Source organism: Rhodococcus sp. BP-332, assembly GCF_019836065.1.
Classification (GTDB): Bacteria; Actinomycetota; Actinomycetes; order Mycobacteriales; family Mycobacteriaceae; genus Rhodococcoides.
Window position 1 is genome coordinate 105,727 of record NZ_JABUEC010000003.1, and the last position, 25,440, is coordinate 131,166.

The following is a 25,440-nucleotide window of genomic DNA, read 5'->3' on the forward strand; positions in this document are numbered from 1 at the left end:
GTCAGTCGCCCTGGTATCGCTGCTCGCGCCACGGGTCGCCGTAGTCGTGATAGCCGCCGCGCTCCCAGAATCCCTGTTCGTTCTCCTCGGTGAGCTCGATGCGCGAGACCCACTTCGCCGACTTCCAGAAATACAGGTGCGGCACGAGAAGCCGTGCGGGACCGCCGTGTTCGCGTGCGAGCGGCTCTCCGTCGAACTCGGTGACCAGCCAGGCCTTCCCGTCTCGCAGGTCCTCGAGGGGCAGATTGGTGGTGTATCCGTCGAAGCCGTGCACGACGACGTACCCCGCCTCGGTGTCGAGACCGTCCAGCAGCACGTCGAGACTCACGCCATTCCAGTTGGTGTCGAGCTTCGACCACTTGGTGACACAGTGGATGTCGACCGTCGGGGTCTCGTGCGGCAGCGCGGCCACCTCGTCCCACGTCCAGGTCCGGGTCTCACCGGTCTCGGACGTGATGGAGAACGACCACGTGTCGGTCGCGACCACGGGCGCGGGCCCGATGGCGAGAACCGGGAAATCGTTGGTCAGGTACTGGCCGGGGGGAGTCCGACCGTCGTCGCCGCGCCGGCGGCCCACGAATCCCTTCGAGATCAACGCCATGGTGGCAGATTCTGCGCCGGTCGTCGGGCCTCTGACAAGTCGGAGCGCGCACACTCGACCGGTAGTGTCGGGCACCACAGCAGGCCGGCGAGGGGGGAGTGCGACGCGATGGTGCAGAGCAGGCTGAGAGGGAGACGTCCGCGACGGTCGTGGACCGACCTGCGCGGGGCGATCGTGCTGGTCACCGGCGCCGCCAGCGGCATCGGTCGCGCCACGGCGATCGAGGCCGCGCGGCGTGGGGCGCGGCTGGTCGTCACGGACATCGCGGAGGCGGGACTGGCGGCCACGGCCGCCACCATCGCCGAGAACGGCGGCAGCGTCGTCGCCTCGCGTGCGCTCGACGTCTCCGACCACGACGCCGTCGCCTCGTTCGCGGACGCCGTGCACGCCGAGGTGGGGAGCGTCGACGTCGTCATGAACGTGGCCGGGATCTCCGCGTGGGGCACCGTCGAGAACATGGCCCACGAGACGTGGAAGGCGCTGATCGACATCAACCTGATGGGCCCGATCCACGTCACCCAGTGCTTCGTTCCCCCGATGATCGCGGCGGGTCGCGGTGGGTACCTGGTCAACGTGTCGTCGTCGGCCGGCCTGCTCGCGTATCCGTGGCACGCGGCGTACAGCGCCAGCAAGTTCGGCGTGCGCGGCATGTCCGAGGTGTTGCGCTACGACCTCGCCCGGCACGGCATCGACGTCTCGCTCGTGGTCCCCGGGGCGGTGCGGACACCGCTCGTCGAGACGGTGGACATCGCCGGCGTGGATCGCGACGACCCACGCGTGACGAAGCTGACCGCACGCTTCGAGGCCCACGCCGTGTCGCCCGAGGTGGTCGCGGAGAAGATCCTGACCGGGATGGCGAAGCGGCACTTCCTCGTCTACTCGAGCAACGACATCCGGGTGGGGTACTGGGTGTCGCGCAAGTTCGCGCGCCCCTACGAGATGACCATGCAGGCGGCCAACGACTACTTCTCCCGACTGCTGCGCTGACCTCACGCGCGTGTCGCGGCGGAGCGCGTGCCGAGTCGGCGCTCACGCACTACCGTTCTGGCATGGACGCGACGGCTCCGCTGGGAGCGGATTCCGAGGTGGGAACGCTCCGGACGGTCATGCTGCACCGCCCTGGCGACGAGCTGCGCCGACTCACCCCACGCAACAACGATCAGCTGCTGTTCGACGGGCTGCCGTGGGTGGACCGCGCTCGCGACGAGCACGACGCCTTCGCCGACCTGCTGCGAGGACGCGGTGTCGAGGTCCTCCTGCTCGGTGATCTGCTGACCGAGACCCTGGCCCTCAGCGGTGCCGCACGCGTGCAGGGTGTCGCCGCCGCGGTGGAACCCCGGCGGCTCGGACACGTGCTCGCCCGGGACCTGGCGACCTACCTCCGCGGCCTGCCCGCACCCGAACTGGCGACCGTGCTGATGGCGGGCATGACCTTCGACGAACTGCCGGTCGCGGACGACTCGGGTGTCTCGCTGGTCCGGCGCATGCACCACGGCGGCGACTTCGTCATCGAGCCGCTCCCGAACCTGCTGTTCACCCGCGACTCGTCGTTCTGGATCCAGCAACGCGTCGCGATCACGTCGCTGGCGCTGCGGGCCCGCGCTCGGGAGACGTCGCTGACGGATCTGATCTACGCCTTCCATCCACGATTCCTCGGTGTGCGCCGGGCCTACGAGTCGCACACCGCGCCGGTGGAGGGCGGCGACGTGCTGCTGATGGCGCCCGGCGTCGTCGCCGTGGGAGTCGGTGAACGCACCACGCCCGCCGGTGCCGAAGCGCTCGCGCGCAGCCTCTTCGACGACGACCTCGCGCACACCGTGCTCGTGGTGCCCATCGCGCAGGAACGGGCGTCGATGCACCTGGACACCGTGTGCACGATGGTCGACACCGACGCGGTGGTGATGTACCCGATCATCCAGGACACGCTGTCCGCGTTCACGATTCGTCGCGAGGACACCGGTGTGACCATCACCGGCGCGGGCCCGTTCCTCGACGCCGCGGCCGACGCCATGGGTATCGGCAAACTGCGGGTCATCGACACCGGACTCGACAACGTCACCGCCGAACGTGAGCAGTGGGACGACGGGAACAACACGCTCGCACTGGCTCCCGGCGTCGTCGTCGCGTACGAACGCAACGTCGAGACCAACGCGCGCCTCGAGGCGTCGGGCATCGAGGTGCTGCGCATCTCGGGATCGGAACTGGGATCGGGCCGCGGCGGACCCCGCTGCATGTCCTGCCCCGTCGCCCGCGATCCCGTCTGACCTCTGGCCTTCCCGCTGTTGTCCGGCCGGCCTCCGGCCTTCCCGCTGTTGTCCGGCCGGTCAGAGGACCGTGCTCACCGTGGCCGCCGGGCGCGCCAGGACGGTGCCCTTCTCGCCGACCACGAAGGGCCGCTCGATGAGTACCGGATGCGTCAGCATGGCGCGCAGGACCGTCTCGTCGTCGGCATTCGCGAGATCGAGTTCCTTGTACAGTGTCTCGCGCTTGCGCACAGCGGTGCGCGGGGTGAGGCCGGCATCCGAGATGAGGGCTCGCAACGTCGCCTCGTCCGGCGGGGTGGTCAGGTAGGGCACGATGGTCGGCTCCACCCCCGCGTCGCGGATGGCCGCGAGTACGTTGCGGGACGTCGAGCACCGGGGGTTGTGATAGATCGTGACGGACATGGAGCAAGTATGGCGGGAGTGGGACCGATGAGGTTCACGATCGACGGTGCGTCGGGGACGGCGCCGTTCGACCAGGTGCGGTCGCAGATCGTGGCCGCGGTGCGGTCGGGGCAGCTCATCGCGGGATCGAAACTGCCGACGGTGCGAGCTCTCGCGGCGACGCTGGACCTCGCTCCCAACACGGTGGCGAAGGCGTACCGCGAACTCGAGAAGGACGGCGTGATCGAGACCCGGGGGCGGTCGGGCACCTTCGTGGCGGCCGGCGGCGATCCTTCGGCCGGGGCAGTGCAACTCGCGGCCACGGAGTACGTCCGCGCGGCGCGTCGCGCCGGCATCGACGACGAGGTGGCTCTGCGCTACGTCCGGACGGCGCTCACGGACTTCTGACACCACTTAGGTTGACGCTTCAACCTAAGTGTGTCATCGTGATCCCGAATCCACCCCGACCCATCAGAGGATCACTGTGAAGACACCTGTCGTCGTTCGAGACATCGCCGCACTCGTCGCGCGCATCGCCCTGGGCGTCGTGTTCGTCGCCCACGGGTGGCAGAAACTGCGTACCAACGGGCTCGACGCCACCACCGCCGGCTTCGAGGGCATGGGCATTCCGGCCCCGCAGGTGTCGGCGTACTTCGCCACCTTCGTCGAGCTCATCGGTGGAGCCGCTCTGATCCTGGGCGTGCTGACGTCCGTCGCGGCTCTGCTGCTGGTCGTCGACATGGTCGGCGCGCTCGTCTTCGTGCACCTCGACAAGGGCGTCTTCGTCGGCGAGGGCGGCTGGGAACTGGTCGTCGCACTCGGCGCCGGAGCGCTTCTCCTCGCGGCAGTCGGCTCGGGCACGTACAGTGTCGACCGCGCATTCCGCCGTCCGAAGTCACGTGCACGCGTATCGTCCTGACCTGCGAAAACAGTCTGTGAACTTGCACCGGGGCGTCGAGGCGAGCAACGTGACGTCTCATGACATCGCGTATGGACACGGACACAGGACCGGCTGACACCCCACGCGATGATGCCGCGGACGTTCCCTCGTCCGCGGCATCTGCCGTGCTGCCCACCTCCGCGCACCCCGATGCGCAGGACCCCGGGTCGCAGGAACCGGCGCCGCGGCGCGCCACCCTCGACCCCGTGGTGTTCGGCGTCGCGGCAGCCGTTGTCACGGGCATCATCGTCTGGGGACTGGCCGGACCGACGAGCCTCGAGAACGTGACGTCCTCGATGCTGGACTGGCTCGTCACCAACATGGGCTGGCTGTTCATCATCTCCGCCACCGGTTTCGTGCTCTTCTGCATCTACCTGGCGATGTCGAAGTACGGACGTATCCCGCTCGGCAAGGACGGGGAGAAGCCGGAGTTCAAGACCGTCAGCTGGATCGCCATGATGTTCAGCGCCGGCATGGGCATCGGGTTGATGTTCTACGGCGTCTCCGAGCCGCTGACGCACTTCGTCACGCCGCCGCCCGGCACCGACAGCAGTGTCGGAACGGCCATGGCCACCACGATGTTCCACTGGAGCCTGCATCCGTGGTCCATCTACGCCGTCATGGGTCTCGCCGTCGCGTACAGCACCTATCGCCGCGGCCGTCGTCAGCTCATCAGCTCCGCCTTCCTCCCCCTGCTCGGCCGCCGCGCCGAGGGCCCGATCGGCAAGGTCATCGACATCCTCGCCATCTTCGCGACGCTGTTCGGTACCGCCGCCTCCCTCGGACTCGGTGCGCTGCAAATCGGTTCGGGTGTCGAGGTCATCGGCTGGCTCGGTGAGGCCGGCACGCTCCTGCTCGTCGCCATCGTCGCGCTGTTGACCCTCGCCTTCGTCGCGTCCGCGGTCTCCGGCGTCGCCAAGGGCATCCAGTGGCTGTCCAACATCAACATGGTGCTGGCACTCGTCCTCGCACTCTTCGTGTTCGTGCTGGGCCCGACGGTGTTGATCCTCAACCTGATTCCCACCACCATCGGCGACTACGCGAGCCAGCTGTTCCACATGTCGGCTCGCTCGGCGGCGTCGTCCGATCCGGAGACCGCGTCGTGGCTGTCGTCGTGGACGATCTTCTACTGGGCCTGGTGGGTCTCCTGGACCCCCTTCGTCGGCATGTTCCTCGCCCGCATCAGCCGTGGCCGCACCGTTCGTGAGTTCATCATCGGTGTCATCGTGATCCCGAGTGCCGTGAGCCTGGTGTGGTTCTCGATCTTCGGCGGAGCCGGTATCGGCGAACAGCGCGACGGCATCGACCTGGCCGCGCGCGCCAGCAGCGAGTCTCAGCTGTTCGGCATGCTCGAGAACCTGCCGCTCTTCGGGCTGTCGACGGTCGTCGTGATGATTCTCGTGGCCGTCTTCTTCGTCTCCGGTGCCGACGCGGCGTCCATGGTCATGGGCACCCTCAGTCAGCGCGGAACCCTCGAGCCCAGCCGCTGGGTCGTCGTGTTCTGGGGAGCCATCACCGGTGGCACCGCCGCGATCATCCTGTGGACGGGCGGCGCGGACGCGCTCAACGGCTTGCAGACCATGACAATCATCGCCGCGGCGCCGTTCGTGCTGGTCATGATCGGGCTGTCGGTGTCGCTCTACCGCGACCTGTCGCACGATCCACTGGTGCTCACGCAACGTCGTCGACGTCTCCGGCTGACGAAGGCCGGGCGCACCGAGCTCTGAGCGGTCAGCGCCAGCTCGGCAACCAGAGCTGCTGCTGCCACGTCTCCTGACTGATGGGCAGACCCGTGAGGATCGGCCAGAGCCACACGAAGTTGGCGATCACCACGGCGACGTACAGCGAGACCAGCAGCAGACCGAGCGTGCGGCGCTCGCGACCCTGCCCACCGCGGAGTCCTCGCCCGAGGATGTCGCCGAGGACCAGGGTGACGCCCATGACGAGGAAGGGCGCGAGCGCCGCGGCGTAGAAGAAGTACATCTGACGGTCGAGGGTGAGGAACCACGGCAGGATGCCGGCGCCGTAGCCGACGAGCACGGCGGCGTAGCGCCAGTCGCGGCGGGCCACGGTGCTCCACAGCGCCCAGCCGAGCATCGGGAACGCGACCCACCACAGAGCAGGCGTGCCGATGAGCATGACGGCCTTGACGCAGTTGCCGCCCGTCGAACAACCGGTGATCTGCTGCCCGTCGGCGAAGTAGTAGAGCATCGGCCGCAGACCCATCGGCCACGTCCACGGCTTGGACTCCCACGGGTGGCGGTTACCGGCCGAGTTGGTCAGTCCGGCGTGGAAGTCGAGGACGTTGCCGCTGTAGTACCAGAGCGAGCGCAGAGCGGCGGGCACGAACGAGAACGGTCCGCCCGTCCCGATGTCGGTGCCCACGGCGTTCCGGTCGACGCCGGTCTCACTCGCGAACCAGCCGGCGTAGGTGGCCAGATAGACGACGAGCGGAATCGCCACCAGCGCGTACAGCGCGGGTCCGACGTCGCGCACGGCGGTGCCGACCCACGGCCGGGTGACCCCGTACTGGCGACGCGCCGCGACGTCGAAGGCGACGCTGAGCAGTCCGAAGAACGCGACGAAGTAGATACCCGACCACTTCGTTCCGCACGCCAGACCGAGCAGGAGTCCGCCGCCGAACCGCCACCAGCGGACGCCGAGACGCGGGCCCCACGTGGTCATCTCCATGCGGCCCTCGACGGCGACCCGGTGCAACCGCTCCCGGACGTCGTCCCGGTCGCGGACCAGAGCGCCGAACGCGGCGACGACGAACACCACCATGAAGATGTCGAGCATGCCGACTCGGGACGTCACGAACGTGACACCGTCCACGATCATGAGGATCCCGGCGATCGCGCCCAGCAGCGTCGAGCGCGTCATGCGGCGCACGATGCGGACGACGAGGAGAACGAGGATCACACCGAAGACGGCCGACGACAGCCGCCAACCCCATCCGGTGTAGCCGAACAGTGCCTCGCCGACGGCGATCAGCTGCTTGCCGACGGGCGGGTGGACGACGAGGCCGTAGGCCGGGTTGTCCTCGACGCCGCCGCCGGTGAGAACCTGGTAGCCCTGCGGGGCGTAGTGCTTCTCGTCGAACACCGGGGTGCCGGCGTCGGTCGGATAGCCGAGCATCGTGAAGCGGGTGACGGCCGCGAGGACCGTGAGGACCGCGGTGACGATCCATCCGCGCATGCGGTCGGTGGGCCCGAACACTGCGGGCGGGAGAGCGGGGCGCGGCGCGGTGAGGTACTCGTCGGAACCGTCGCGACCGGTGGGGATACGCGCGGTCACGAGGGTCACGATTCGATCGTAGGCTAGATGCCGACGGCGACCGCGGTCGTGACCGACGAGCGAGATGAGGACGACGCGTGCTGGTACTCGGTGCGACACCGATGGGGGACCCCGCAGACGCGTCGCCCCGACTGCGCGACGCACTGGCCACGGCCGATGTCGTCGCGGCGGAGGACACGCGTCGCACGAAGTCCTTGGCCACGGCACTCGGGGTGCAGATCACCGGTCGCGTCGTCAGTTTCTACGACCAGGTCGAGGTCGATCGGGTTCCCCTGCTGCTCGCCGAGATGCGCGAGGGGCGGCGGGTCCTGCTGGTCACCGACGCCGGTATGCCCTCCGTGAGCGACCCGGGTTACCGACTGGTGGCCGCGTGCGCAGAGGCGGGGATCGGCGTGACCTGCCTGCCCGGGCCGTCCGCCGTGACCACCGCACTGGCCCTGTCGGGGTTGCCGGTGGAGCGCTTCTGCTTCGACGGATTCGCCCCTCGCAAGCGTGGTCCCCGGCAGGCGTGGATGCGCACGCTGACGACGGAGAGCCGCGCCGTCGTGTTCTTCGAGGCCCCGCACCGCATCGCGGACTGCCTCGCCGACGCGTCCGAGGTACTCGGCCCCGATCGGCGCGCCGCGGTGTGCCGGGAATTGACCAAGACCTACGAGGAAGTGAAGCGAGGGACGCTGGGGGAGTTGGCCGCGTGGGCCGCCGACGGCGTGCGCGGCGAGATCACGGTGGTCCTGGCCGGAGCCGAGCCCGTCAGTGCGGATCCCGCCGACCTCGTCGCGGAGGTGGAGGATCTCGTGTCCGCCGGACTCGGCCTCAAGGACGCGTGCGCACGGGTGGCCACCACGACGGCGGCGGACGTGTCCAAGCGTGCGCTCTACGAAGCGGTGCTGGTCGCGCGCGGCTGACGCCGACGCCGCGACGTCAGCCGACGACCTGCTGGCGCAGTCCGTCGGTCGCCGTCTCGAGGACGGACTTGGTCCCGCGCTTGACGATGAATCCCGGCACGGGGATCTTCGGGTCGAGCGTGATCTCGAACTCGAGGTGGGTGCCCTTGTCGGTCTCGCTGAGGCGGTACTCCGCGTGCTGCGACTTCTGCTGGGTGCTCTCGACGACGTCCCACGCCACCGACATGTCGGACCACGTGAAGCGCAGCACCTGCTCGTCGGTGAATCCCATGACGGCGACGGTCATCTCGGCGAGGACGGGACGACCCTGATCGTCGCGCTCGCGCACCGAGACCTTCTTGTGGATCGACGACCATGCCGGCAAGCCCTCGAGGTCCGCGATGACCGCGAGCACGTCGGCCGGTGGTGCCTCGATCTCGACTTCTCTGTTTCCGCTGACAGCCATGGCGTGAATGTAACCGACCGTCCACACCTACAGGGCGGTTTGGGTCGGTGTCGTGATCATGTCCCGGTGCCGGCCAGGGGAACTGTGCCGCGGCGGACCTGCTCGTCGACGAAGACGGCGATCTCCGAGATCGCCCGCGCCGACTCGGGAACGAAGTCCGCGGCGTGGAACACGTGCACCTGGTCCTGCCACACCTGGAGACGGCACTCGATTCCGGCGTCCGCCAGGCGCTCCGCCATCAGTTCCGAGTCGGCGTAGACCATCTCGGTGGATCCGACCTGGATCAGGACCGGCGGGAGGGCGGACAGGTCCGCGTCGACGGGACAGACGCGGGGACCACGCTTGCCGTCCACGACGATGCGGGCCTCGACCTCGTCCGCCAGCTCGGTGAGCGCCGGCACGGCGCCCTTGGGGAAGACCGAGCACAGGGACGCGTTGGGATGCAACATCTTCCGCGTCGGATCGAGATCGGTGAGCGGAGACAGGGCGATGATGCCGCCCGCGGGCGGCAGACCCTGGCTCTGCAGGGCGAGCGCCACCATGAAGGCCAGGTAACCGCCGGCGGAGTCACCGGCGATGAAGATCTGTTCGGGCAGGTACCCCGCGTCGAGCAGGTAGCGGAAGCCGTCGACCCCGTCCTCCACCGCGTGCGAGATGGGGTTGCGCGGCATCATCCGGTAGTCGACCGACAGCACGTCGGCACCGGTGGACTGGGCGATGCGCGAGACGAGCCGGCGGTGGCTGTTGAGGCCGCACACCACGAACGCGCCGCCGTGGAGATACAGGATCACGCGATCGCGGTCCGCGCGGCGGGTCGGTCGCTCGGACCTGCCGTCGGCACCGACACGACGCGGGCTGTCCGTGCGGACCCACTCGGCCCGGCACTCGTCGAGCCGCACGGGCGCGACGGTGGTGTCACCCACGGGTGGGAGGAGTCGGCCGGCCTGGTCGACCATCGACATGGGCCACGGCAGGCTGTGGGTCCGGGCCCACACGCCCAGGAAGGGACGGACCGTGCGGCGCAGGTACGCGGCGAGAAGCTTGGACTGCATGCTGCCGCCCTCGAACTCCTGGCGGTCCACGGCTGTGCCGACGCCGAGGGCGCGTCGCACCCGGCGACTGGCGGACGTGCGTGTCAGCGACGACGGTGCGGTCATCTCGGCCGAGGCGATGCTCATGGGTGGCCCTCCACTTCCTTGCTCGTACTGGGAATCGCACGATAGGGCCGAAACGAAACACTTCTCGAGGAATAGTTGTTGCCGGGGTCACACCGTGACCCCACGTTGTCGCAATAGTTGTGGGTTCGTTACTTCCGGGTAGCACAGTGAACCTGCAGGTGAGCCGCACCGTGACCACGCGGTTCCGCAGTTCGAGAGAGGTCCGCCCCCATGCCCTTCATGCCGGTCACAGAGTCGATGTTCCTACTGGCCGAGACGCGCGAGCACCCCATGCACGTCGGGGGACTGCAGCTGTTCGTGCCCCCGGAGGACGCCGGCGACGACTTCGGGATGCAGCTCTACGAGACGTTCCAGGCCGCCACCGACGTCTACAAACTGTTCCGCAAGCGGCCGGCGCCGCCGGTGAACTTCATGGGCACCGTGCGCTGGATCTACGACGAGGAGCTCGACTTCGAGCATCACGTCCGGCGCATCATGCTGCCGCGGCCGGGCCGCATCCGCGAGCTGCTGCGCTACATCTCCGCCGAGCACAGTGCGCCGCTCGATCGGCATCGCCCGATGTGGGAGCTGCACATCATCGAGGGCCTGGCCGACGGCCGCGTCGCGCTCTACAGCAAGATCCACCACTCGCTGGTCGACGGTGTCTCGGCGCTCAAGTTGTTCGAGCGCACCCTGACCACCGATCCCGAGGCCCGTGACTGCGGCCCGATCTGGGACCCGGCGCTGTTCGAGCGGCCGAAGAAGAAGAGCACCGAGGTCGCGAAGGTCGACGACGGTGGCGTCCTGTCGCTGCTGTCCACGGGCGTCAAGGCGGCCGGTGAGCTCGCCGGGGTCGGACCCGCCGCGGCCCGGATCGGTCTGAACAAGCTGCGCGGCAACGAGATGGTGTTGCCTCTGACCGCGCCGCGGACGATGCTCAACGTGCCGATCGGCGGGGCACGCCGCTTCGCCTCGCAGCAGTGGTCCAAGTCGCGGATGAAGGACATCGCGGCAGCGCTGGGGGTCACGTTGAACGACGTGGTGCTGACGATGTGCTCCGGGGCGCTGCGGTCCTATCTCATCGACCGCAACGCACTGCCCGACCAGCCGCTGATCGCGATGGTGCCGGTATCCATGCGGGAGGCCGGCGCGGACGCGGACGGCGGTAACGCCGTCACCACGGTGCTCTGCAACCTCGGTACCGATCAACCCGATCCGGAACGCCGTCTCGCCGCCGTCGTCTCGTCGATGAACGAGTCGAAGGCGATGATGCGCACCCTGTCTCCGCTGCAGGCGCTGAGCTACGGTGCCGCCGTGATGGCCCCTCTGTTGCTCACTCCCGTACCGGGATTCGTCCGCAACACCCCGCCCCCGTTCAACGTGATCATCTCCAACGTGCCCGGCCCGAAGTCCGAGATGTACTGGAACGGTGCGCGACTGGACGGGGTGTACCCGGCGTCGATCGTGCTCGACGGTCAGGCGCTCAACATCACCCTGGCCACCAATGCCGACAACGTGAATTTCGGACTGGTCGGAGATCGACGGAGCGTGCCGTCCCTGCAGCGGATGCTCACGCATCTCGACACCGCACTCGAGGAGCTCGAGAAGTTGGCCGACGGGTGAGTCTCGCTCTGCGGCCCATGGTTCCGCGGGACCCGAACGAGGAACATCGAGCGGCGAGTTCGCTGGAACTGTTCTTCGATCTTGTCTTCGTCGTTGCGGTGTCGTTCGCCTCCGTGGAACTCGCCCATCTTCTGGAGGAGGACCACATCGCGTCGGGCATCGGTGCCTACGCGATGGTGTTCTTCGCCATCTGGTGGGCGTGGATGAACTTCACGTGGTTCGCCACGTCGTTCGACACCGACGACTGGCTGTACCGCGTGACCACCATCGTGCAGATGGCCGGCGTACTGATCCTGGCCAGCGGTGTTTCCGACGCGATGATCGACTACGACTTCACGCTGGTGACCATCGGCTATGTCGTGATGCGACTGGCGATGGTGAGTCAGTGGATACGGGCGGGGCTGCGCAACAGCGAGTTCCGCGGTACTGCGATGCGATACGCGGTGGGCATCACCGTCGTGCAGGTGTTGTGGGTCGCCCGACTCGCGCTTCCCGACAGCGTCGCGGTGCTCGGGTTCGTCGCGCTGGTGGCCGCGGAGCTCGCCGTCCCGGTGCTGGCGGAGCGCGCGGGACGGACGCCGCTGCACGGCGAGCACATCGCCGAGCGCTACGGTCTCTTCACCCTCATCCTGCTCGGTGAGTCGTTGCTGGCCTCGGCGACGGCCATTGTCGGCGGCATCAACGAACACGATCACACGGTCGAACTCGTCGGCCTCGCGATGGCCACGCTCGTCGTCGTCGCCGGCATGTGGTGGCTGTACTTCTCGGTGTCGCAGGAGGATTCGGTCGGAGCGAGACTCGGCCGCTCGCTGAGCTTCGGCTACACGCATTACTTCGTGTTCGCGGCCGCGGGCGCGGTGTCCGCGGGTATCGAGGTGGCTGTCGCGCACATCGAGGGTGACGGAGTGCTGTCGGACCGTCGGTCCTCCGCCGCGATCACGATTCCGGTCGCGGTCTTCGTGCTGGGGTTCTGGATGGTGGCGATGCGCCGCCGGTCGTCACGGCTGGTGAACGTCGTGACGCCGGTCGGCGGTGTCGCCGTGCTCGCGGCCACGGCGGTACCCGGGTCGGCCGTCGTCAGTGGGGCCGTGACGGCCGTGATCCTGCTCGCCGTGGTCGGTACGACGGTCGCCGATCGGTCCGCTCACTCCTCCGGTTCGACGTAGCGGGGGAAGACGCCGGTAGGCTTGGGCAGCGCGATGCCGGGCGTGAGACGCGTTGTCAGCGAGTCGAACTCGCGTTCCGTCACCCCGAGCAGATCGAGCAGCTTCGCTGTGCTGTCGGGCATGAACGGCTGGGTCAGCAGGACGGTCACGCGGAGCACCTCGAGGGTCACGTACAGCACCGTCGCCATGCGGGCCGGACCCGTCTTGCGCAGAACCCACGGTTCCTGCGACGAGAAGTAGCGGTTGGTCTCCGCGAGTACCGACCAGATCGCGTCGAGCGCCAGGTGCATCTCGACGGCGTCCATGTGGCCGCGCACCACGGCGTGAAGGGCATCGACGCGAGCGAGCATCGCCTCGTCGTCGGCGGTGAACTCGCCGGGTGTCGGCACCTGCGCATCGCAGTTCTTGGCCACCATGGACAGGGACCGCTGAGCCAGGTTCCCCAGTTCGTTGGCCAGGTCGGCGTTGATCCTGGTGACGATCGCCTCGTGGCTGTAGCTGCCGTCCTGTCCGAACGACACCTCGCGCAGGAGGAAGAAGCGCAACGAGTCCAGGCCGTACTCCTCGATCAAGGCCGCCGGGCTGACGACGTTGCCCACCGACTTGGACATCTTCTCGCCCTTGTTGGTCAGGAAGCCGTGCGCGAACACGCGTTTCGGCAATTCGACACCTGCCGACATCAGGAACGCCGGCCAGAACACGGCGTGGAATCGCACGATGTCCTTGCCGATCATGTGGACGTCGGCCGGCCAGAACTTCCGGAACGACTCGCTGTCGGTGTCGGGGTAGCCGACGCCGGTGAGGTAGTTCGTCAACGCGTCGACCCACACGTACATGACGTGGTCGGGATCGCCGGGAACCTGGACACCCCAGTCGAAGGTGGACCGTGAGATCGACAGGTCCTTGAGACCGGACTTCACGAAGCTCGCCACCTCGTTGCGGCGACCCGCCGGGAGAATGAACTCGGGACGCTCCTCGTACAGCGCGAGCAGCTTGTCCTGGTACGCGGACAGCCGGAAGAAGTACGTCGACTCCTCCGTCCACTCCACCGGGGTGCCCGACTCGGTCGCGATGCGGGAACCGTCGTCCTGCAGCGTGGTCTCGCCCTCGGCGTAGTACGCCTCGTCCCGCACCGAGTACCACCCGCTGTACGAGTCGAGGTAGATGTCGCCGTTGTCGGTCATCTTCTGCCACAGGTCGCGGCTGGCCTCGAGGTGGTCGGCGTCCGTGGTGCGGATGAACCGGTCGAACGTGATCTTCAGCGACTCCTGCATGGCCTGGAACGCGTCCGAGTTCCGACGCGCGAGATCCGCGGTGGAGATGCCCTCCTTCGACGCCGTCTGCGCCATCTTCAGACCATGCTCGTCCGTTCCCGTCAGGAACCGCACGTCGAACCCGTCGAGCCGCTTGAACCGAGCGAGGACGTCGGTGGAGATGTACTCGTACGCGTGGCCGATGTGGGGATCACCGTTCGGGTAGGCGATAGCGGTCGTGATGTAGAACGCAGGCTTGGTCGAACCGGTCTCAGTCATGGTGCGCCTACTCTATCTTTCGTGCCGAGAGACCGTCCCGCCCCCGACTTGCCCACTCCGCTCGCACCGCTCGTGGACGCGCACACGCACCTCGACGCGTGCGGGGCCACCGATGCAGCGTCGGTCGCGGCGATCCTCGATCGTTCCGCATCGGTGGGCGTCGGACGCGTCGTCACCGTCGCGGACGACCTGGACGCTGCTCGCTTCGCCGTCGCCGCCGCACACTGGGATTCCCGCGTGTACGCCGCCACCGCGATCCATCCGACGCGCGCGAACGTGCTCACCTACGAGGTCCGCGCGGAGATCGAACGCCTCGCGCGAGATCCCCGCACCGTCGCCGTGGGGGAGACGGGGCTCGACTACTACTGGCCGGGGAAGCTCGACGGCTGCGCCTCGGTCGAGGAGCAGGTCGACGGGTTCCGGTGGCACATCGACCTGGCCAAGCGCGTCGGGAAGCCGTTGATGATCCACAACCGCGACGCGGACCACGACGTTCTCGCGGTGCTCCTCGACGAGGGCGCGCCGGAGACGGTGATCTTCCACTGCTTCTCGTCCGGTCCCGAGATGGCGCAGGTGTGCGTCGACGCCGGCTACGTGCTCAGCTTCTCCGGGACGGTGAGCTTCAAGAATTCGCACGAGTTGCGGGAAGCGGCCCAGGTGGTGCCGGACGGACAGTACCTGCTCGAGACCGACGCGCCGTTCCTGACACCGCACCCGTTCCGCGGTGCTCCGAACGAGCCGTATTGCCTGCCCTACACGGCCCGTGCGCTGGCCGAGGCGACCGGCCGAACTGCTGATGACGTCGCGGCGTCGGCGACCGCCACGGCGGAGCGGGTCTACCGGCTCTAGTTCTGGGGCGGGAACTCGCCGTACGGGGTGATGGTGTTCCCGGTGATGTCGAACTCGACGAACGAGGTGTTCGACGGGCAGCAGAACGCGTCGTCGGGGTTCAGCCACCGGTAGCGCACCGTGACCGTGCTGTCGGTCGCACCGACCACCGAGGTGTAGCTGTACGCGTCCGACGTCGCGGTCCCGAGGTAGTCACCCGAGTTGGTGAAGAACAGGACGTGCGACTGCACGGTGCCGTTCCGGATGCCGGTCCCCGTCGCCCGCGCCCATTCGAGCGTCGGACATCCGTCCGCGCTGGTGCCGGGCGTGTGATCGTCGATCACGAAGGCCCCGCCCTGCGAGTCGGTGCCCAGGTTCGCGACGGCGGTGCGCACGTTCAGCGAACTCGGATCGACGCACGGCACCACCTGCGCCGGCAGCGCCGGTGCGGGTGCGGGCACGGTGACCGTCTCGGTCTGCGTCTCCACCCTCGTCTCCGGCGCGGGTGCCGGTGCGGGGGCCGGAGCGGACGACGAGGGTGCCGGGTCGTCGGCAGGGAGCGCCGTCCCGGTCGTACCGGCGGAACCGCACGACACTGCGGCGGCGGCGCAGGCCGCCACGGCGAGAACGGCCATCGAACGCGGGAGAGTGGTCACCGGGCCTCCAGGGTGTCCGTACCGAGCGTCCTGCTCGGCGGTCGAAGGGTGTGTCGGCGACCACCACCCGATCGTTACCGATGCTCAGGTCACGATCGGGTCGCGGCGTCGGATCAGTCGTCGTCTCCGTACGTCTCCACCAGTCGATCGAACTCGGCACGGTCGATCACGCTGGGCTCGTTGATGGCCAGAGCCTGCGCGTACTTGCCCGCGAGGTGGTAGTCGCGGCCCAGGGGACCGCGCTCACCGTCCTCGTCGTCGTCCTGCGTGCTCGCTCCGGGCGGCACCTCGTTCTGCAGACCGTTCGTCTGCGCACCCAACCGAGCGTCGATCTTCGCCGTGATCTTCTGCATGATCTCTTGGTCGTCGCTCACTGTCGTGCCTCTCGTCGGTGTAGCGGCTTCTCGGTGCGGGGCCCGCGTCTCACAGAACCTTGTCGAGGAAGTCCTTCGTTCGCTCGTGCTGCGGGTTGCCGAACAGGTCGTCCGGCGAACCCTCCTCGACGATGTACCCCTCCGCCATGAAGATCACACGGTCGGACACCTCGCGGGCGAAGCCCATCTCGTGCGTGACGACGACCATCGTCATGCCGCCCTTCGCCAGATCGCGGAGGACCTGCAGGACCTCGCCGACCATCTCGGGGTCCAGCGCACTCGTGGCCTCGTCGAACAGCATGATGTCCGGGTCCATCGCCAGTGCACGTGCGATGGCGACGCGCTGCTTCTGCCCACCGGACAACTGCGCCGGCTTCGCGTTCTCCTTGTCGGCGAGGCCCACCTGGGCCAGCAGACGAACGGCGTTCTCGCGCGCCTTCGACTTGTCCGACTTCTTCGTCTCCACGGGCGCGAGCATCACGTTCTCGATGACGCTCATGTGGGGGAAGAGGTTGAAGTGCTGGAACACCATGCCGATGTGCTGGCGCACGGAGTCGAGGTTCACCTTCGGATCGGTCAGGTCGAAACCGTCGACCACGACCGTGCCGCCCGTGATGTCCTCGAGCTTGTTGAGGCACCGGAGGAAGGTGCTCTTGCCGGAACCGGACGGGCCGATGACACACACCACCTCGCCCGAGTGGACGTCGACGTCGAGGCCCTTGAGCACCTCGAGATCGCCGAACGACTTCTTCAGTCCGATGGCGCGGATCTTGACCTCGGCCGCAGCGGCGTCGGGCGCGGTGGTCTCGGTGCTCACTTGTTGATCCTCTTCTCGAGACGGTTCGACAGCATCGTCAACGCCATGATGATGACGAAGTACATGACGCCGATGATCAGCCACATGTTGAACGACTGGAAGTTGCGGGCGATGATGATCCGCCCCGACTGGGTGAGTTCGGCGAGGCCGATCACCGACAGGATCGAGGTGTCCTTCAGCGTGATGACGAACTGATTGATGTACGACGGGATCATCGTCCGGATCGCCTGTGGCATCACGACCTTGCGCATGGACGTCAGGTAGCTGATACCGAGACTGCGCGAGGCCTCCATCTGGCCCTTGTCCACCGACAGGATGCCGCCGCGGACGATCTCCGCCATGTACGCACCGGCGTTGAGCGACAGCGTGATGATGCCGGCGGTGAACGCCGACATCTGGAAGCTGAGCGCGGCGGGAATGCCGAAGTAGATGAAGAAGGCCTGCACCAGCAGTGGCGTGCCGCGGAAGATGGCCACATAGGTGGCGCCGATCCCGCGCAGCCACGCCTTCGTCGACACCCGGAAGAGTCCGAAGACGGCGCCGAGGATCAGGGCCAGCACGATGGAGATGACCGTCAGGACGATGGTGAGCCAGAGGCCCTTCAGCAGTTCCTTGTACTCGCTCTTGATCAGTCCGGGGATCGAGTTGTCCGTCTCGTCCGCCGCGGCGCCGATGTAGGTACCGAGGATCTCGTCGTACTGGCCGGACGACCGCAGGTTGGCCAGTCCGGTGTCGAACGCGGCGAGCAGCTCGGGGTTCGCGCCCTTGTTCACGGCGAAGCCGTAGTTGCTCGGCGACTCCTTCTCCGTGACCGTCTTCAGACCGTTCCCCTGGGTGATGCCGTACTGCAGCACCGGGTAGTCGTCGAACACGGCGACCGAGTTCCCGGTGCGCACCTCGTCGTACATGCTCGCGGAGTCGGCGAAGTACCGCGTCGTGAAGCCGTACTGCGCTTTGATGCTCTCCGCGAAGTCGGCGCCCTCGGTGCCGTTCTTGACCGCGACCTGCTGCCCGGAGAGATCGTCGTACGAGGTGATCGACGAGTTCTCGAGCACGGCCATCTGCACGCCGGACTCGAAGTAGGGCTCGGAGAAGTCGAACACCGCCTCGCGTGCCGGCGTGATCGTCATGCCGGCGATGACGCCGTCGGCCTGGTTCGCCTGCACTGCCTGCAACGCCGCGTCGAACCCGAGGGGCCGGATGTCGACCTGGAAACCCTGGTCCTCCGCGATCGCTCGGATCAGGTCCATGTCGATGCCGACGAACTGACCGTCGGAGTTCTGGAACTCGAACGGTGCGAAGGTCACGTCGGTGGCGATGGCGAACGTGCGACCCTCCACCGGGCTCGGGGGCGCCGGCTGGGCCTGCGCTGCGGGTGCGAGCACCAACGCGACGAGTGCCACGACGGCGGTGATCGCCGGGAGGCGGCGCAGTCGGTGCCACCGTCCGCGTTCGGATCGCGGTGGGGAGGTCGGATTCACGAAGAGCCTTCCGTTCTGGTGCAGGTGAACAGTCGGCTCGGACCCTATCGGCCGGGGGGCTCGTGACGACCCTTACCGGAAGGTAGGAACGGTCGACGGCCTGCTCGGGGCCGCGAAGTTGCCGAACCTGTGCCCGCTCGTTACCGTATCGTGATCGTATGACCCCGATGCGAGCCTCTCGGCCTCGTGATCGTCTCGACCCGGCAAGGAAATCGAAGTTGCGTTGTTCGTCCGTGATGTCCGTTCGACCAGTCGTGTCCACCGGGGCGGGAGCGCGGTGACGATGTCGCACGTCGCCAGACTCAACTCCGCCCGGTCCCGCCTGCTGTACGTCGTGGTGGCCGCGCTTCTCGCCACACTCGTCGTGGGAGCGAGCGTCGCCGTGGCCCGCCACAAGACCGTCACGATCGACGTCGACGGGCAGCAGGTCCAGCTCTCCACGATGACCACCGACGTCCGCAGCGCCCTCGAGGCCGCCGGATATCAGCCCACCGAGCGGGACGAGGTCGCGCCCGCCGCGGACGCGACCCTCGCCGACGGAGAGACCGTCACACTCAAGCGGGCCCGCGAGGTGACTCTCACCGTGGACGGTGCGCCGACGACGGTGTGGACCACCGCCTCCACCGTCGCCGAGGCCAAGGATCAGTTGGGCATCGCTCCCGACGTCCACATCGACGAGTCGGAGTCCGACCCGCTGCCGCTCGACGGTGCTTCCGTCAACGTCGTGCTGCCGAAGTCCGTGACCCTCGCCGACGGGGCCGCGTCGCCCGCACCGATGCGGCTCGCCGCACCCACCGTCGGCGAGTTCCTCGCCGCGGCCGGTGCGCCTCTCGAACAGAACGACACGGTCGCCCCCGCGGCGGACGAGCCGCTCGTCGAGGGCGCCGTGGTCACGGTGACCCGCGATCGGACGGAGACCGTCAGCGTCACCGAACCCGTCGTCGCGCCGGATCAGCGCATCGAGGATCCGACGATGAACATGAGCAAGACGATCGAGGAGTCCGCCGGCGCTCCGGGCGAGCAGAACGCGACCTACTCGGTGAACAAGGTCAACGGTGTCGAGGTCTCCCGCACGCTCGTGAAGGCCGACGTCACGACACCGCCGGTCGCCAAGACCGTGCGCGTCGGTGCCAAGCCCGGCACCGAGGTGCCGCCGGTCGAGAACGGCGCCGTCTGGGACGCCCTCGCGCAGTGCGAGGCCACCGGGAACTGGGCCATCAACACGGGCAACGGCTTCTTCGGCGGCGTGCAGTTCGACCAGAACACCTGGGAGCGGCAGGGCGGGCTCAAGTACGCGGCGCGCGCCGACCTGGCCACCCGCGAGGAGCAGATCGCGATCGCGTCGCAGACCCAGCGCACCCAGGGCTGGGGCGCCTGGCCCTCCTGCACCAGCAGGCTCGGGCTGCGCTGACATACGCTCCACCCGTGTCCGAACCTCCCGTCTCCCCGCCGACGTCCGATTCGCCGGCGTCCGATTCCGCAGCCGGCCCGGCACGCGTCCGCCTGCTGGGGCCCGCGGAGGTGCGCACCCTCGCGGCCGAGCTGGGCGTCCGGCCCACCAAGACCCTCGGCCAGAACTTCGTCCACGACGCGAACACGGTGCGACGCATCGTGACCGCGGCCGGAGTCGGTCCGGACGACACGGTGCTCGAGGTGGGGCCGGGACTCGGATCGCTGACCCTGGCGTTGCTCGACGTCGTGCACGACGTGGTCGCCGTCGAGATCGACCCCGTTCTGGCGCAGCGTCTTCCGCAGACCGTCGCCGAGCGCGCCGAGTCGCGAGTCGACCGGTTGGCGGTGGTCGGTGCCGACGCTCTGCGCGTGCGTCGCGACGAGATTCCCGGCGCGCCGACAGCACTGGTCGCCAACCTCCCGTACAACGTGGCGGTGCCGGTGCTGCTGCACCTGCTCGCCCTGATCCCCACCCTGCGCACCGCGCTGGTGATGGTGCAGTCGGAGGTGGCGGACCGGCTGGCGGCTCCTCCCGGCAGCAAGACCTACGGGGTGCCGAGTGTGAAGGCCGCGTACTTCGGCGACGTCCGCCGCGCGGGCGCCGTGGGCCGTTCGGTGTTCTGGCCGGTGCCGCAGGTGGAGTCGGGTCTGGTGCGCGTCGATCGGCACGAGAATCCGCAGTGGCCGATGGACGAGACGTTCCGCCGCACTCTTTTCGCCGTCGTGGACGCGGCATTCGCGCAGCGGCGCAAGACGTTACGTGCGGCTCTGGCGGGGTGGGCCGGATCGGCGGCCATGGCGGAGACGCGGCTCGTCGAGGCCGGGATCGACCCGTCGGCGCGCGGGGAGACGCTCGACGCCGCCGCGTTCGTCCGACTGGCGCAGACTACCGGTGGTCACGAGTCCTGACACGGGCGGTGCTCGTCGCGGGCACGGGCGTATCGGGCGGCGACACGGTCGAGTCGCCGTGACTCGACCTCGCAGGCGTCGATCAACTCCTGTGGGCCGCACACCGTGAAGTCCACGTCGAAGGCGGCGAGCCACCGCGCCATCGACGGGTAGGTGTCCGCGGTGATCGAGACCTCGCACCGCTCGTCGTCGAGCCGGGCGAGGGTGCCCCACTGCGGATCGACGCGGTCCTCGACCCGTTCGAACGGCACGTGCAGCACGACCCGTCCGCGGGCGGCCGAGAACGCCTGATCGATGCCCCTCGACACGAACTCCGCGGCGCCGCCCTCGGGCAGGGCCCGAGGAGTGAAGCGAGGCCCCGTCGGCACCTTCGGATCGAGGCGGTCGACGCGGAACGACCGCCAGTCCTCACGGGCGAGGTCCCAGCCCACGAGGTACCACCGCAACCCCGACCGCACGAGCCGGTACGGCTCCACCTCACGCCGCATGGTGTCCCCGCCGTGGGTGCGGTAGTCGAACCGCAGGCGTTCGTGGTTCTGACACACGGTCGCCAGTGCCGTCAGTACCGACGCGTCGACGCTCGACTGCACCGGACGTGACTGCACGACGTCGATCTGCAGTGCGTCGAGTCGGTGACGCAACCGTGACGGCATCACCTGCCGCAGCTTGGTGAGGGCCCCGATCGACGACTCCGCGGTGCCGGTGACGGACGCGGACGCGCCGCTCTGCAGCCCGAGCGCCACGGCGATCACCTCGTCGTCCGTCAGCAGCAGGGGTGGCATCTCCGCGCCGGCACCCAGCCGATACCCGCCGCCGACGCCGACCGTTCCGTCCACCGGATAGCCCAGCGACCGCAGCCGGTCGACGTCACGGCGCACGGTGCGCGGGGTGATCTGCAGCCGTTCGGCCAGATCGGCCCCGGACCAGTCGCGCCGGGTCTGCAGCAACGACAGCAGAGCCAGCAGTCGGGCGGACGTCTCGCGCATGTCGACATGATGCACCCGACAGCGGACAGTTCGGGTCCTCGATCCGGTTCGGTACTCGGGCGCACGCCGACTACAGTGATGAGACGTGCTCACAGTCGTTCCGCGGCCGGTCTCGGTCCGCGCTCCCGCCAAGGTCAATCTGCACCTTGCCGTGGGTGACCTGCGCCCCGACGGCTACCACGAACTCACCACCGTCTTCCACGCGCTCTCCCTCGTCGACGACGTCTCCGTCGTGGCCGCGGAGACACTGTCCGTCAGCGTGTACGGGGACGATGCGGGCATCGTTCCCACCGACCACACCAACCTGGCGTGGAAGGCGGCCGAACTCGTCGCCGCCCATGCCGGTCGTCGGCCGGCCGTCGCCATCAGCATCGACAAGGGCATTCCCGTCGCGGGGGGCATGGCCGGGGGCAGCGCCGACGCGGCCGCGACCGTCGTCGCGCTGGACGCGCTCTGGAACCTCGGCCTGTCCCGCGAGAAGATCATGGACTTCGCGGCGCAGCTCGGTAGCGACGTCCCGTTCTCCGTCGCCGGTGGCACGGCCGTCGGCACGGGTCGCGGCGAGAAGCTGCTGCCGGTGCTCTCACGCAACTCCTTCCACTGGGTGCTCGCTCTCGCGAAGGGCGGTCTCTCGACTCCCGCGGTCTACCGCGAACTCGACCGGCTGCGCGAACGGGGAGCGCCGCCGCGCCTCGGCGCACCCGACGAGCTGATGCAGGCCCTGGCGTCGGGCGATCCGGCGCGGGTCGGGCCGCTCCTGGGCAACGACCTCCAGGCCGCGGCGCTGTCCCTCGAACCAGGCCTTCGCCGCACCCTGCGCGCCGGCACCGAGGCGGGTGCCATCGCCGGCATCGTCTCCGGGTCCGGCCCCACCTGCGCCTTCCTCTGCGCCTCCGCCGACCATGCGGTCGAGGTCGGCGCGGAACTGTCCGGCGCCGGCGTCTGCCGCACGGTACGCGTGGCACGTGGACCGGTGAGCGGAGCGCGAGTGCGCACCGAACGCGACCAGAACGACACGAACCGGGGACAACACTGATGGCCAACCTGATCAACCTGGAGCAGGTCTCCAAATCCTTCGGCGTGAAGCCGCTCCTCGACGGCGTCTCGCTCGGTGTCCAGGAGAACGAGCGCATCGGCGTCGTGGGCCTGAACGGCAACGGCAAGACCACCATGCTCGAGGTGCTCGCGGGCGTCGAGCAGCCCGACTCGGGCCGGGTGAGTCGCGTGGGAGGACTCCGGATGGCCGTCGTGACGCAGCGTGGTGTCCTGCCGCCCGGGTCCACCATCGGGGACATCGTCCTCGCGCCGCTCGGTGTCGCCGAGCACGAGTGGGCCGGTGACGCCCGGATCCGCAGCGTTCTGGACGGCATCGGCATCACCGGTCTCGGGCTCGACGCACCGGTCGAGCAGTTGTCGGGCGGTGAGCGCCGACGCACGGCGCTCGCCGCCGCACTGGTGCAGGACCTCGACCTGCTCGTGCTCGACGAGCCGACCAACCATCTCGACGTCGAGGGCGTCCAGTGGCTCGCGGAGCATCTGGTGAACCGGCGGTCCGCACTGGTCGTCGTCACCCACGATCGGTGGTTCCTCGATACCGTCGCCACCCGCACCTGGGAAGTGGTGAACGGTCAGGTCGAGACGTACGAGGGCGGCTACGCCGACTGGATCTTCGCTCGCGCGGAGCGCTCTCGCCAGGCAGATGCCGCGGAGGATCGTCGCCGCAACCTCGCCCGCAAGGAGCTGGCCTGGCTGCGCCGCGGCCCGCCCGCTCGTACCTCGAAGCCGCGCTACCGCATCGAGGCCGCCGAGGCCCTCATCTCGGACGTGCCGCCGCCGCGCGACTCGGTCGCGTTGTCGAAGTTCGCGCAGACCCGGCTGGGCCGCATCGTCATCGAGCTCGAGGACGCCACGCTGGCGACCCCGGACGGCCGCGTACTGGTGGAGGACTTCACGTGGCGCCTCGCGCCGGGGGAGCGCATCGGTCTCGTCGGCGTCAACGGCTCCGGCAAGACGACGTTGCTCCGCACCATCGCCGGCGAGCTCGAACCCGCGAAGGGCCGCCGCATCGAGGGCAAGACGGTGCGCATCGGCTGGCTCCGCCAGGAGCTCGACGACCTGCCCGTCGGGATGCGCGTGCTCGAGGCGGTCCAGGACGTCGCGGAACGAATCCAGTTGGGCGACAGGGAGATCTCTGCCGGACAGCTCGCCGAGCGGCTGGGCTTCACGCCTGCACGGCAGCGCACGCCCGTCGGTGACCTGTCCGGTGGCGAGCGCCGTCGACTGCAGCTGACACGCGTGCTGATGTCCGAGCCGAACGTCCTGCTCCTCGACGAGCCGACCAACGACCTCGACATCGACACGCTGCAGCAGCTCGAGGATCTGCTCGACGGCTGGGCCGGCACCATGATCGTCATCAGTCACGACCGGTACCTCATCGAGCGCGTCTGCGACTCGACGTGGGCTCTGTTCGGCGACGGCAAGCTCACCAACCTGCCGGGTGGCATCGAGGAGTACCTGCGGCGTCGCGCGCGAATCGCCGCAGCCGACGACGCGGCTCCGGGAATGACGTCGGGCGGGGGAGCGAAGCCGGCCGCGGCCAAGGGCGGTGCCGACGAGCGCGCCGCTCGCAAGGAACTCTCGAAGCTCGAGCGCTCCCTGGTCAAGCTCGACGATCGGGTGCGCGCACTGCACGTCTCGCTGGCCGAGGCGGCGACGGACCCGGCGACGTTGCAGTCGCTGAACGCCGAGTTGCTCACCGTCGTCGCGGAGAAGGACTCCGTCGAAGAGCGCTGGATGGAGCTGGCCGAGGAACTGGGCTGACACGGTCTACCCTCGCGTTCAGGCGGTCGATCGGCGACCGCGTTCTGCGCGAGGAGTGACGATGACATCCGTCGTGTCCGAGGTCATGGGCTCGGAGTTCGAGAAGCTTCACCCGAAGGTGCAGTGGCGCTTCGGTTTCGGTGCGGACGATCATGTGGCGCAGTTCGGCACCGGTGTCATGGAGACCATCACGCACTCTCCGCTGCTGCCGCCGCCGGCCCTGTGGCTCGGTGGCAAGCGGCGGATGGTCCCCTCCGACTCGGGCGAGAACATCCCCTTCACCATTGCCAACTACGCGTACACGGACGAGCTGGGCAGGTCCACGCTGGCGTTCGTCCGGCGGTTCCAGTTCCCCGGCCACGAGGTGGCACTCGACTCGGTGATGGTCGTGGGATCGCGCGGCGCACTCGACTACATCGGTGCCGGCCCCGACATGGTGGTGCACACCCAATGCTCCGCGGACGCCGACGGTGGCCTGCGGCTCGACAGCGGTCTGCCCCGGTTCCTCGCTCCGCGTGGGTCGATCAAGCCGCCGGGTCTCCTGTCGGCGGAGACCATCGGCCGCGAGTGGTGGGACGAGGAGCAGCAGCGCCACCGCATCGACATCGAGGTGCGTGGCCGCACGCTCGGGCGGCTGTTCCGCTACACCGGATGGTTCACGGCCACACAGGAAACCTGCCTTCCGACCGATCTGCCCGCCGAATTGGGGCCGGGGCGTACCGATCCCAGGGAGTGATCCCTGGTCGGACCCCGAAGTGACTGGTGGGGAATTTTTCTCACAACCGTCACCAATCCCCCATGGGACC

25 protein-coding genes are annotated in these 25,440 nt (G+C 68.5%); 14 read left to right on the plus strand and 11 right to left on the minus strand.

Annotated elements, in window-relative coordinates:
- Window position 1 precedes the first annotated feature (1 nt).
- Window positions 2–601: a sulfite oxidase-like oxidoreductase gene (locus tag HQ314_RS11675; protein WP_056447072.1), complete on the minus strand. Its 600-nt coding sequence runs from the start codon at window positions 599–601 to the stop codon at window positions 2–4.
- A 108-nt stretch (window positions 602–709) separates the two neighbouring features.
- Here HQ314_RS11675 and HQ314_RS11680 point away from each other — a divergent pair, with 108 nt between their 5' ends.
- Together HQ314_RS11680 and arcA are read left to right on the plus strand one after the other, a co-directional pair.
- A complete protein-coding gene (locus tag HQ314_RS11680; protein WP_222627644.1) occupies window positions 710–1,588 on the plus strand; it encodes an SDR family oxidoreductase in 879 nt (292 codons plus the stop codon).
- 62 nt (window positions 1,589–1,650) lie between these two features.
- The gene (gene arcA / locus HQ314_RS11685; protein ID WP_027504489.1) at window positions 1,651–2,865 is read left to right on the plus strand and encodes an arginine deiminase; all 1,215 of its coding nucleotides are present in this window, start codon (window positions 1,651–1,653) and stop codon (window positions 2,863–2,865) included.
- A 60-nt stretch (window positions 2,866–2,925) separates the two neighbouring features.
- Here the strand turns inward: arcA and arsC are convergent, their stop codons facing one another.
- Window positions 2,926–3,267 (minus strand): arsenate reductase (glutaredoxin), encoded by a 342-nt coding sequence (arsC, locus tag HQ314_RS11690; RefSeq protein ID WP_027504100.1) that lies wholly within the window; start codon window positions 3,265–3,267, stop codon window positions 2,926–2,928.
- Between the two features lie 27 nt (window positions 3,268–3,294).
- Here arsC and HQ314_RS11695 point away from each other — a divergent pair, with 27 nt between their 5' ends.
- From HQ314_RS11695 to HQ314_RS11705, 3 genes are all read left to right on the plus strand, one after another.
- Window positions 3,295–3,654 carry a GntR family transcriptional regulator gene (locus HQ314_RS11695; RefSeq protein ID WP_222650148.1) on the plus strand — a complete coding sequence of 120 codons (360 nt, stop codon included), beginning with the start codon at window positions 3,295–3,297 and terminating at the stop codon, window positions 3,652–3,654.
- Between the two features lie 76 nt (window positions 3,655–3,730).
- Window positions 3,731–4,165 (plus strand): DoxX family protein, encoded by a 435-nt coding sequence (locus tag HQ314_RS11700; protein ID WP_027504098.1) that lies wholly within the window; start codon window positions 3,731–3,733, stop codon window positions 4,163–4,165.
- Window positions 4,166–4,224: 59 nt separating this feature from the next.
- Window positions 4,225–5,913: a BCCT family transporter gene (locus tag HQ314_RS11705; RefSeq protein ID WP_261781633.1), complete on the plus strand. Its 1,689-nt coding sequence runs from the start codon at window positions 4,225–4,227 to the stop codon at window positions 5,911–5,913.
- A gap of 4 nt (window positions 5,914–5,917) precedes the next feature.
- On the opposite strand, the gene HQ314_RS11710 is transcribed toward HQ314_RS11705, so the two are convergent.
- On the minus strand, window positions 5,918–7,384 hold the full coding sequence (locus HQ314_RS11710) for a dolichyl-phosphate-mannose--protein mannosyltransferase (protein ID WP_222629038.1): 1,467 nt from the start codon (window positions 7,382–7,384) through the stop codon (window positions 5,918–5,920).
- Window positions 7,385–7,560: 176 nt separating this feature from the next.
- Between HQ314_RS11710 and rsmI the strand changes: the two genes are divergently transcribed.
- Entirely contained in the window at window positions 7,561–8,388 is an 828-nt protein-coding gene (gene rsmI / locus HQ314_RS11715; protein WP_308119367.1) for a 16S rRNA (cytidine(1402)-2'-O)-methyltransferase, read from the plus strand.
- 16 nt (window positions 8,389–8,404) lie between these two features.
- On the opposite strand, the gene HQ314_RS11720 is transcribed toward rsmI, so the two are convergent.
- Together HQ314_RS11720 and HQ314_RS11725 are read right to left on the minus strand one after the other, a co-directional pair.
- The gene (locus HQ314_RS11720; protein WP_027504095.1) at window positions 8,405–8,833 is read right to left on the minus strand and encodes an SRPBCC family protein; all 429 of its coding nucleotides are present in this window, start codon (window positions 8,831–8,833) and stop codon (window positions 8,405–8,407) included.
- Window positions 8,834–8,889: 56 nt separating this feature from the next.
- Window positions 8,890–9,885 carry an alpha/beta hydrolase gene (locus tag HQ314_RS11725; RefSeq protein WP_155956926.1) on the minus strand — a complete coding sequence of 332 codons (996 nt, stop codon included), beginning with the start codon at window positions 9,883–9,885 and terminating at the stop codon, window positions 8,890–8,892.
- 336 nt (window positions 9,886–10,221) lie between these two features.
- Between HQ314_RS11725 and HQ314_RS11730 the strand changes: the two genes are divergently transcribed.
- Together HQ314_RS11730 and HQ314_RS11735 are read left to right on the plus strand one after the other, a co-directional pair.
- Entirely contained in the window at window positions 10,222–11,613 is a 1,392-nt protein-coding gene (locus HQ314_RS11730) for a wax ester/triacylglycerol synthase family O-acyltransferase (protein WP_222650149.1), read from the plus strand.
- Entirely contained in the window at window positions 11,610–12,779 is a 1,170-nt protein-coding gene (locus HQ314_RS11735) for a low temperature requirement protein A (RefSeq protein WP_308119368.1), read from the plus strand. Before HQ314_RS11730 ends, HQ314_RS11735 begins: the two co-directional genes overlap by 4 nt.
- Here HQ314_RS11735 and metG read toward each other — a convergent pair.
- The gene (metG, locus tag HQ314_RS11740; protein WP_222650150.1) at window positions 12,758–14,311 is read right to left on the minus strand and encodes a methionine--tRNA ligase; all 1,554 of its coding nucleotides are present in this window, start codon (window positions 14,309–14,311) and stop codon (window positions 12,758–12,760) included. The two genes, HQ314_RS11735 and metG, sit on opposite strands and share 22 nt — an antisense overlap.
- Before the next feature lie 21 nt (window positions 14,312–14,332).
- Here metG and HQ314_RS11745 point away from each other — a divergent pair, with 21 nt between their 5' ends.
- Window positions 14,333–15,160: a TatD family hydrolase gene (locus HQ314_RS11745; protein WP_222650151.1), complete on the plus strand. Its 828-nt coding sequence runs from the start codon at window positions 14,333–14,335 to the stop codon at window positions 15,158–15,160.
- On the opposite strand, the gene HQ314_RS11750 is transcribed toward HQ314_RS11745, so the two are convergent.
- From HQ314_RS11750 to HQ314_RS11765, 4 genes are all read right to left on the minus strand, one after another.
- Window positions 15,157–15,795 carry an LppP/LprE family lipoprotein gene (locus HQ314_RS11750; RefSeq protein ID WP_222650152.1) on the minus strand — a complete coding sequence of 213 codons (639 nt, stop codon included), beginning with the start codon at window positions 15,793–15,795 and terminating at the stop codon, window positions 15,157–15,159. The genes HQ314_RS11745 and HQ314_RS11750 overlap by 4 nt on opposite strands.
- Window positions 15,796–15,908: 113 nt before the next feature.
- A complete protein-coding gene (locus HQ314_RS11755; protein ID WP_027504090.1) occupies window positions 15,909–16,169 on the minus strand; it encodes a hypothetical protein in 261 nt (86 codons plus the stop codon).
- A 49-nt stretch (window positions 16,170–16,218) separates the two neighbouring features.
- Window positions 16,219–16,986 carry an amino acid ABC transporter ATP-binding protein gene (locus HQ314_RS11760; protein WP_081821039.1) on the minus strand — a complete coding sequence of 256 codons (768 nt, stop codon included), beginning with the start codon at window positions 16,984–16,986 and terminating at the stop codon, window positions 16,219–16,221.
- Window positions 16,983–18,371: an amino acid ABC transporter substrate-binding protein/permease gene (locus tag HQ314_RS11765; protein ID WP_373425295.1), complete on the minus strand. Its 1,389-nt coding sequence runs from the start codon at window positions 18,369–18,371 to the stop codon at window positions 16,983–16,985. The genes HQ314_RS11760 and HQ314_RS11765 overlap by 4 nt, the downstream gene beginning before the upstream one ends.
- Window positions 18,372–18,750: 379 nt before the next feature.
- Between HQ314_RS11765 and HQ314_RS11770 the strand changes: the two genes are divergently transcribed.
- A complete protein-coding gene (locus HQ314_RS11770) occupies window positions 18,751–19,878 on the plus strand; it encodes a resuscitation-promoting factor (protein WP_222629006.1) in 1,128 nt (375 codons plus the stop codon).
- A gap of 92 nt (window positions 19,879–19,970) precedes the next feature.
- Window positions 19,971–20,828, plus strand: a complete 858-nt coding sequence (gene rsmA / locus HQ314_RS11775; RefSeq protein WP_051613059.1) for a 16S rRNA (adenine(1518)-N(6)/adenine(1519)-N(6))-dimethyltransferase RsmA — start codon at window positions 19,971–19,973, stop codon at window positions 20,826–20,828.
- Here rsmA and HQ314_RS11780 read toward each other — a convergent pair.
- Complete coding sequence (locus HQ314_RS11780; RefSeq protein ID WP_222650153.1) at window positions 20,816–21,814, minus strand: YafY family protein; 999 nt, start codon at window positions 21,812–21,814, stop codon at window positions 20,816–20,818. The two genes, rsmA and HQ314_RS11780, sit on opposite strands and share 13 nt — an antisense overlap.
- Window positions 21,815–21,899: 85 nt before the next feature.
- Here HQ314_RS11780 and HQ314_RS11785 point away from each other — a divergent pair, with 85 nt between their 5' ends.
- From HQ314_RS11785 to HQ314_RS11795, 3 genes are all read left to right on the plus strand, one after another.
- Window positions 21,900–22,850 (plus strand): 4-(cytidine 5'-diphospho)-2-C-methyl-D-erythritol kinase, encoded by a 951-nt coding sequence (locus tag HQ314_RS11785; protein ID WP_027504084.1) that lies wholly within the window; start codon window positions 21,900–21,902, stop codon window positions 22,848–22,850.
- On the plus strand, window positions 22,850–24,634 hold the full coding sequence (locus HQ314_RS11790) for an ABC-F family ATP-binding cassette domain-containing protein (RefSeq protein ID WP_027504083.1): 1,785 nt from the start codon (window positions 22,850–22,852) through the stop codon (window positions 24,632–24,634). The genes HQ314_RS11785 and HQ314_RS11790 overlap by 1 nt, the downstream gene beginning before the upstream one ends.
- Before the next feature lie 61 nt (window positions 24,635–24,695).
- Complete coding sequence (locus HQ314_RS11795) at window positions 24,696–25,370, plus strand: DUF4166 domain-containing protein (RefSeq protein ID WP_222650154.1); 675 nt, start codon at window positions 24,696–24,698, stop codon at window positions 25,368–25,370.
- The last annotated feature ends 70 nt before the right edge of the window (window positions 25,371–25,440 follow it).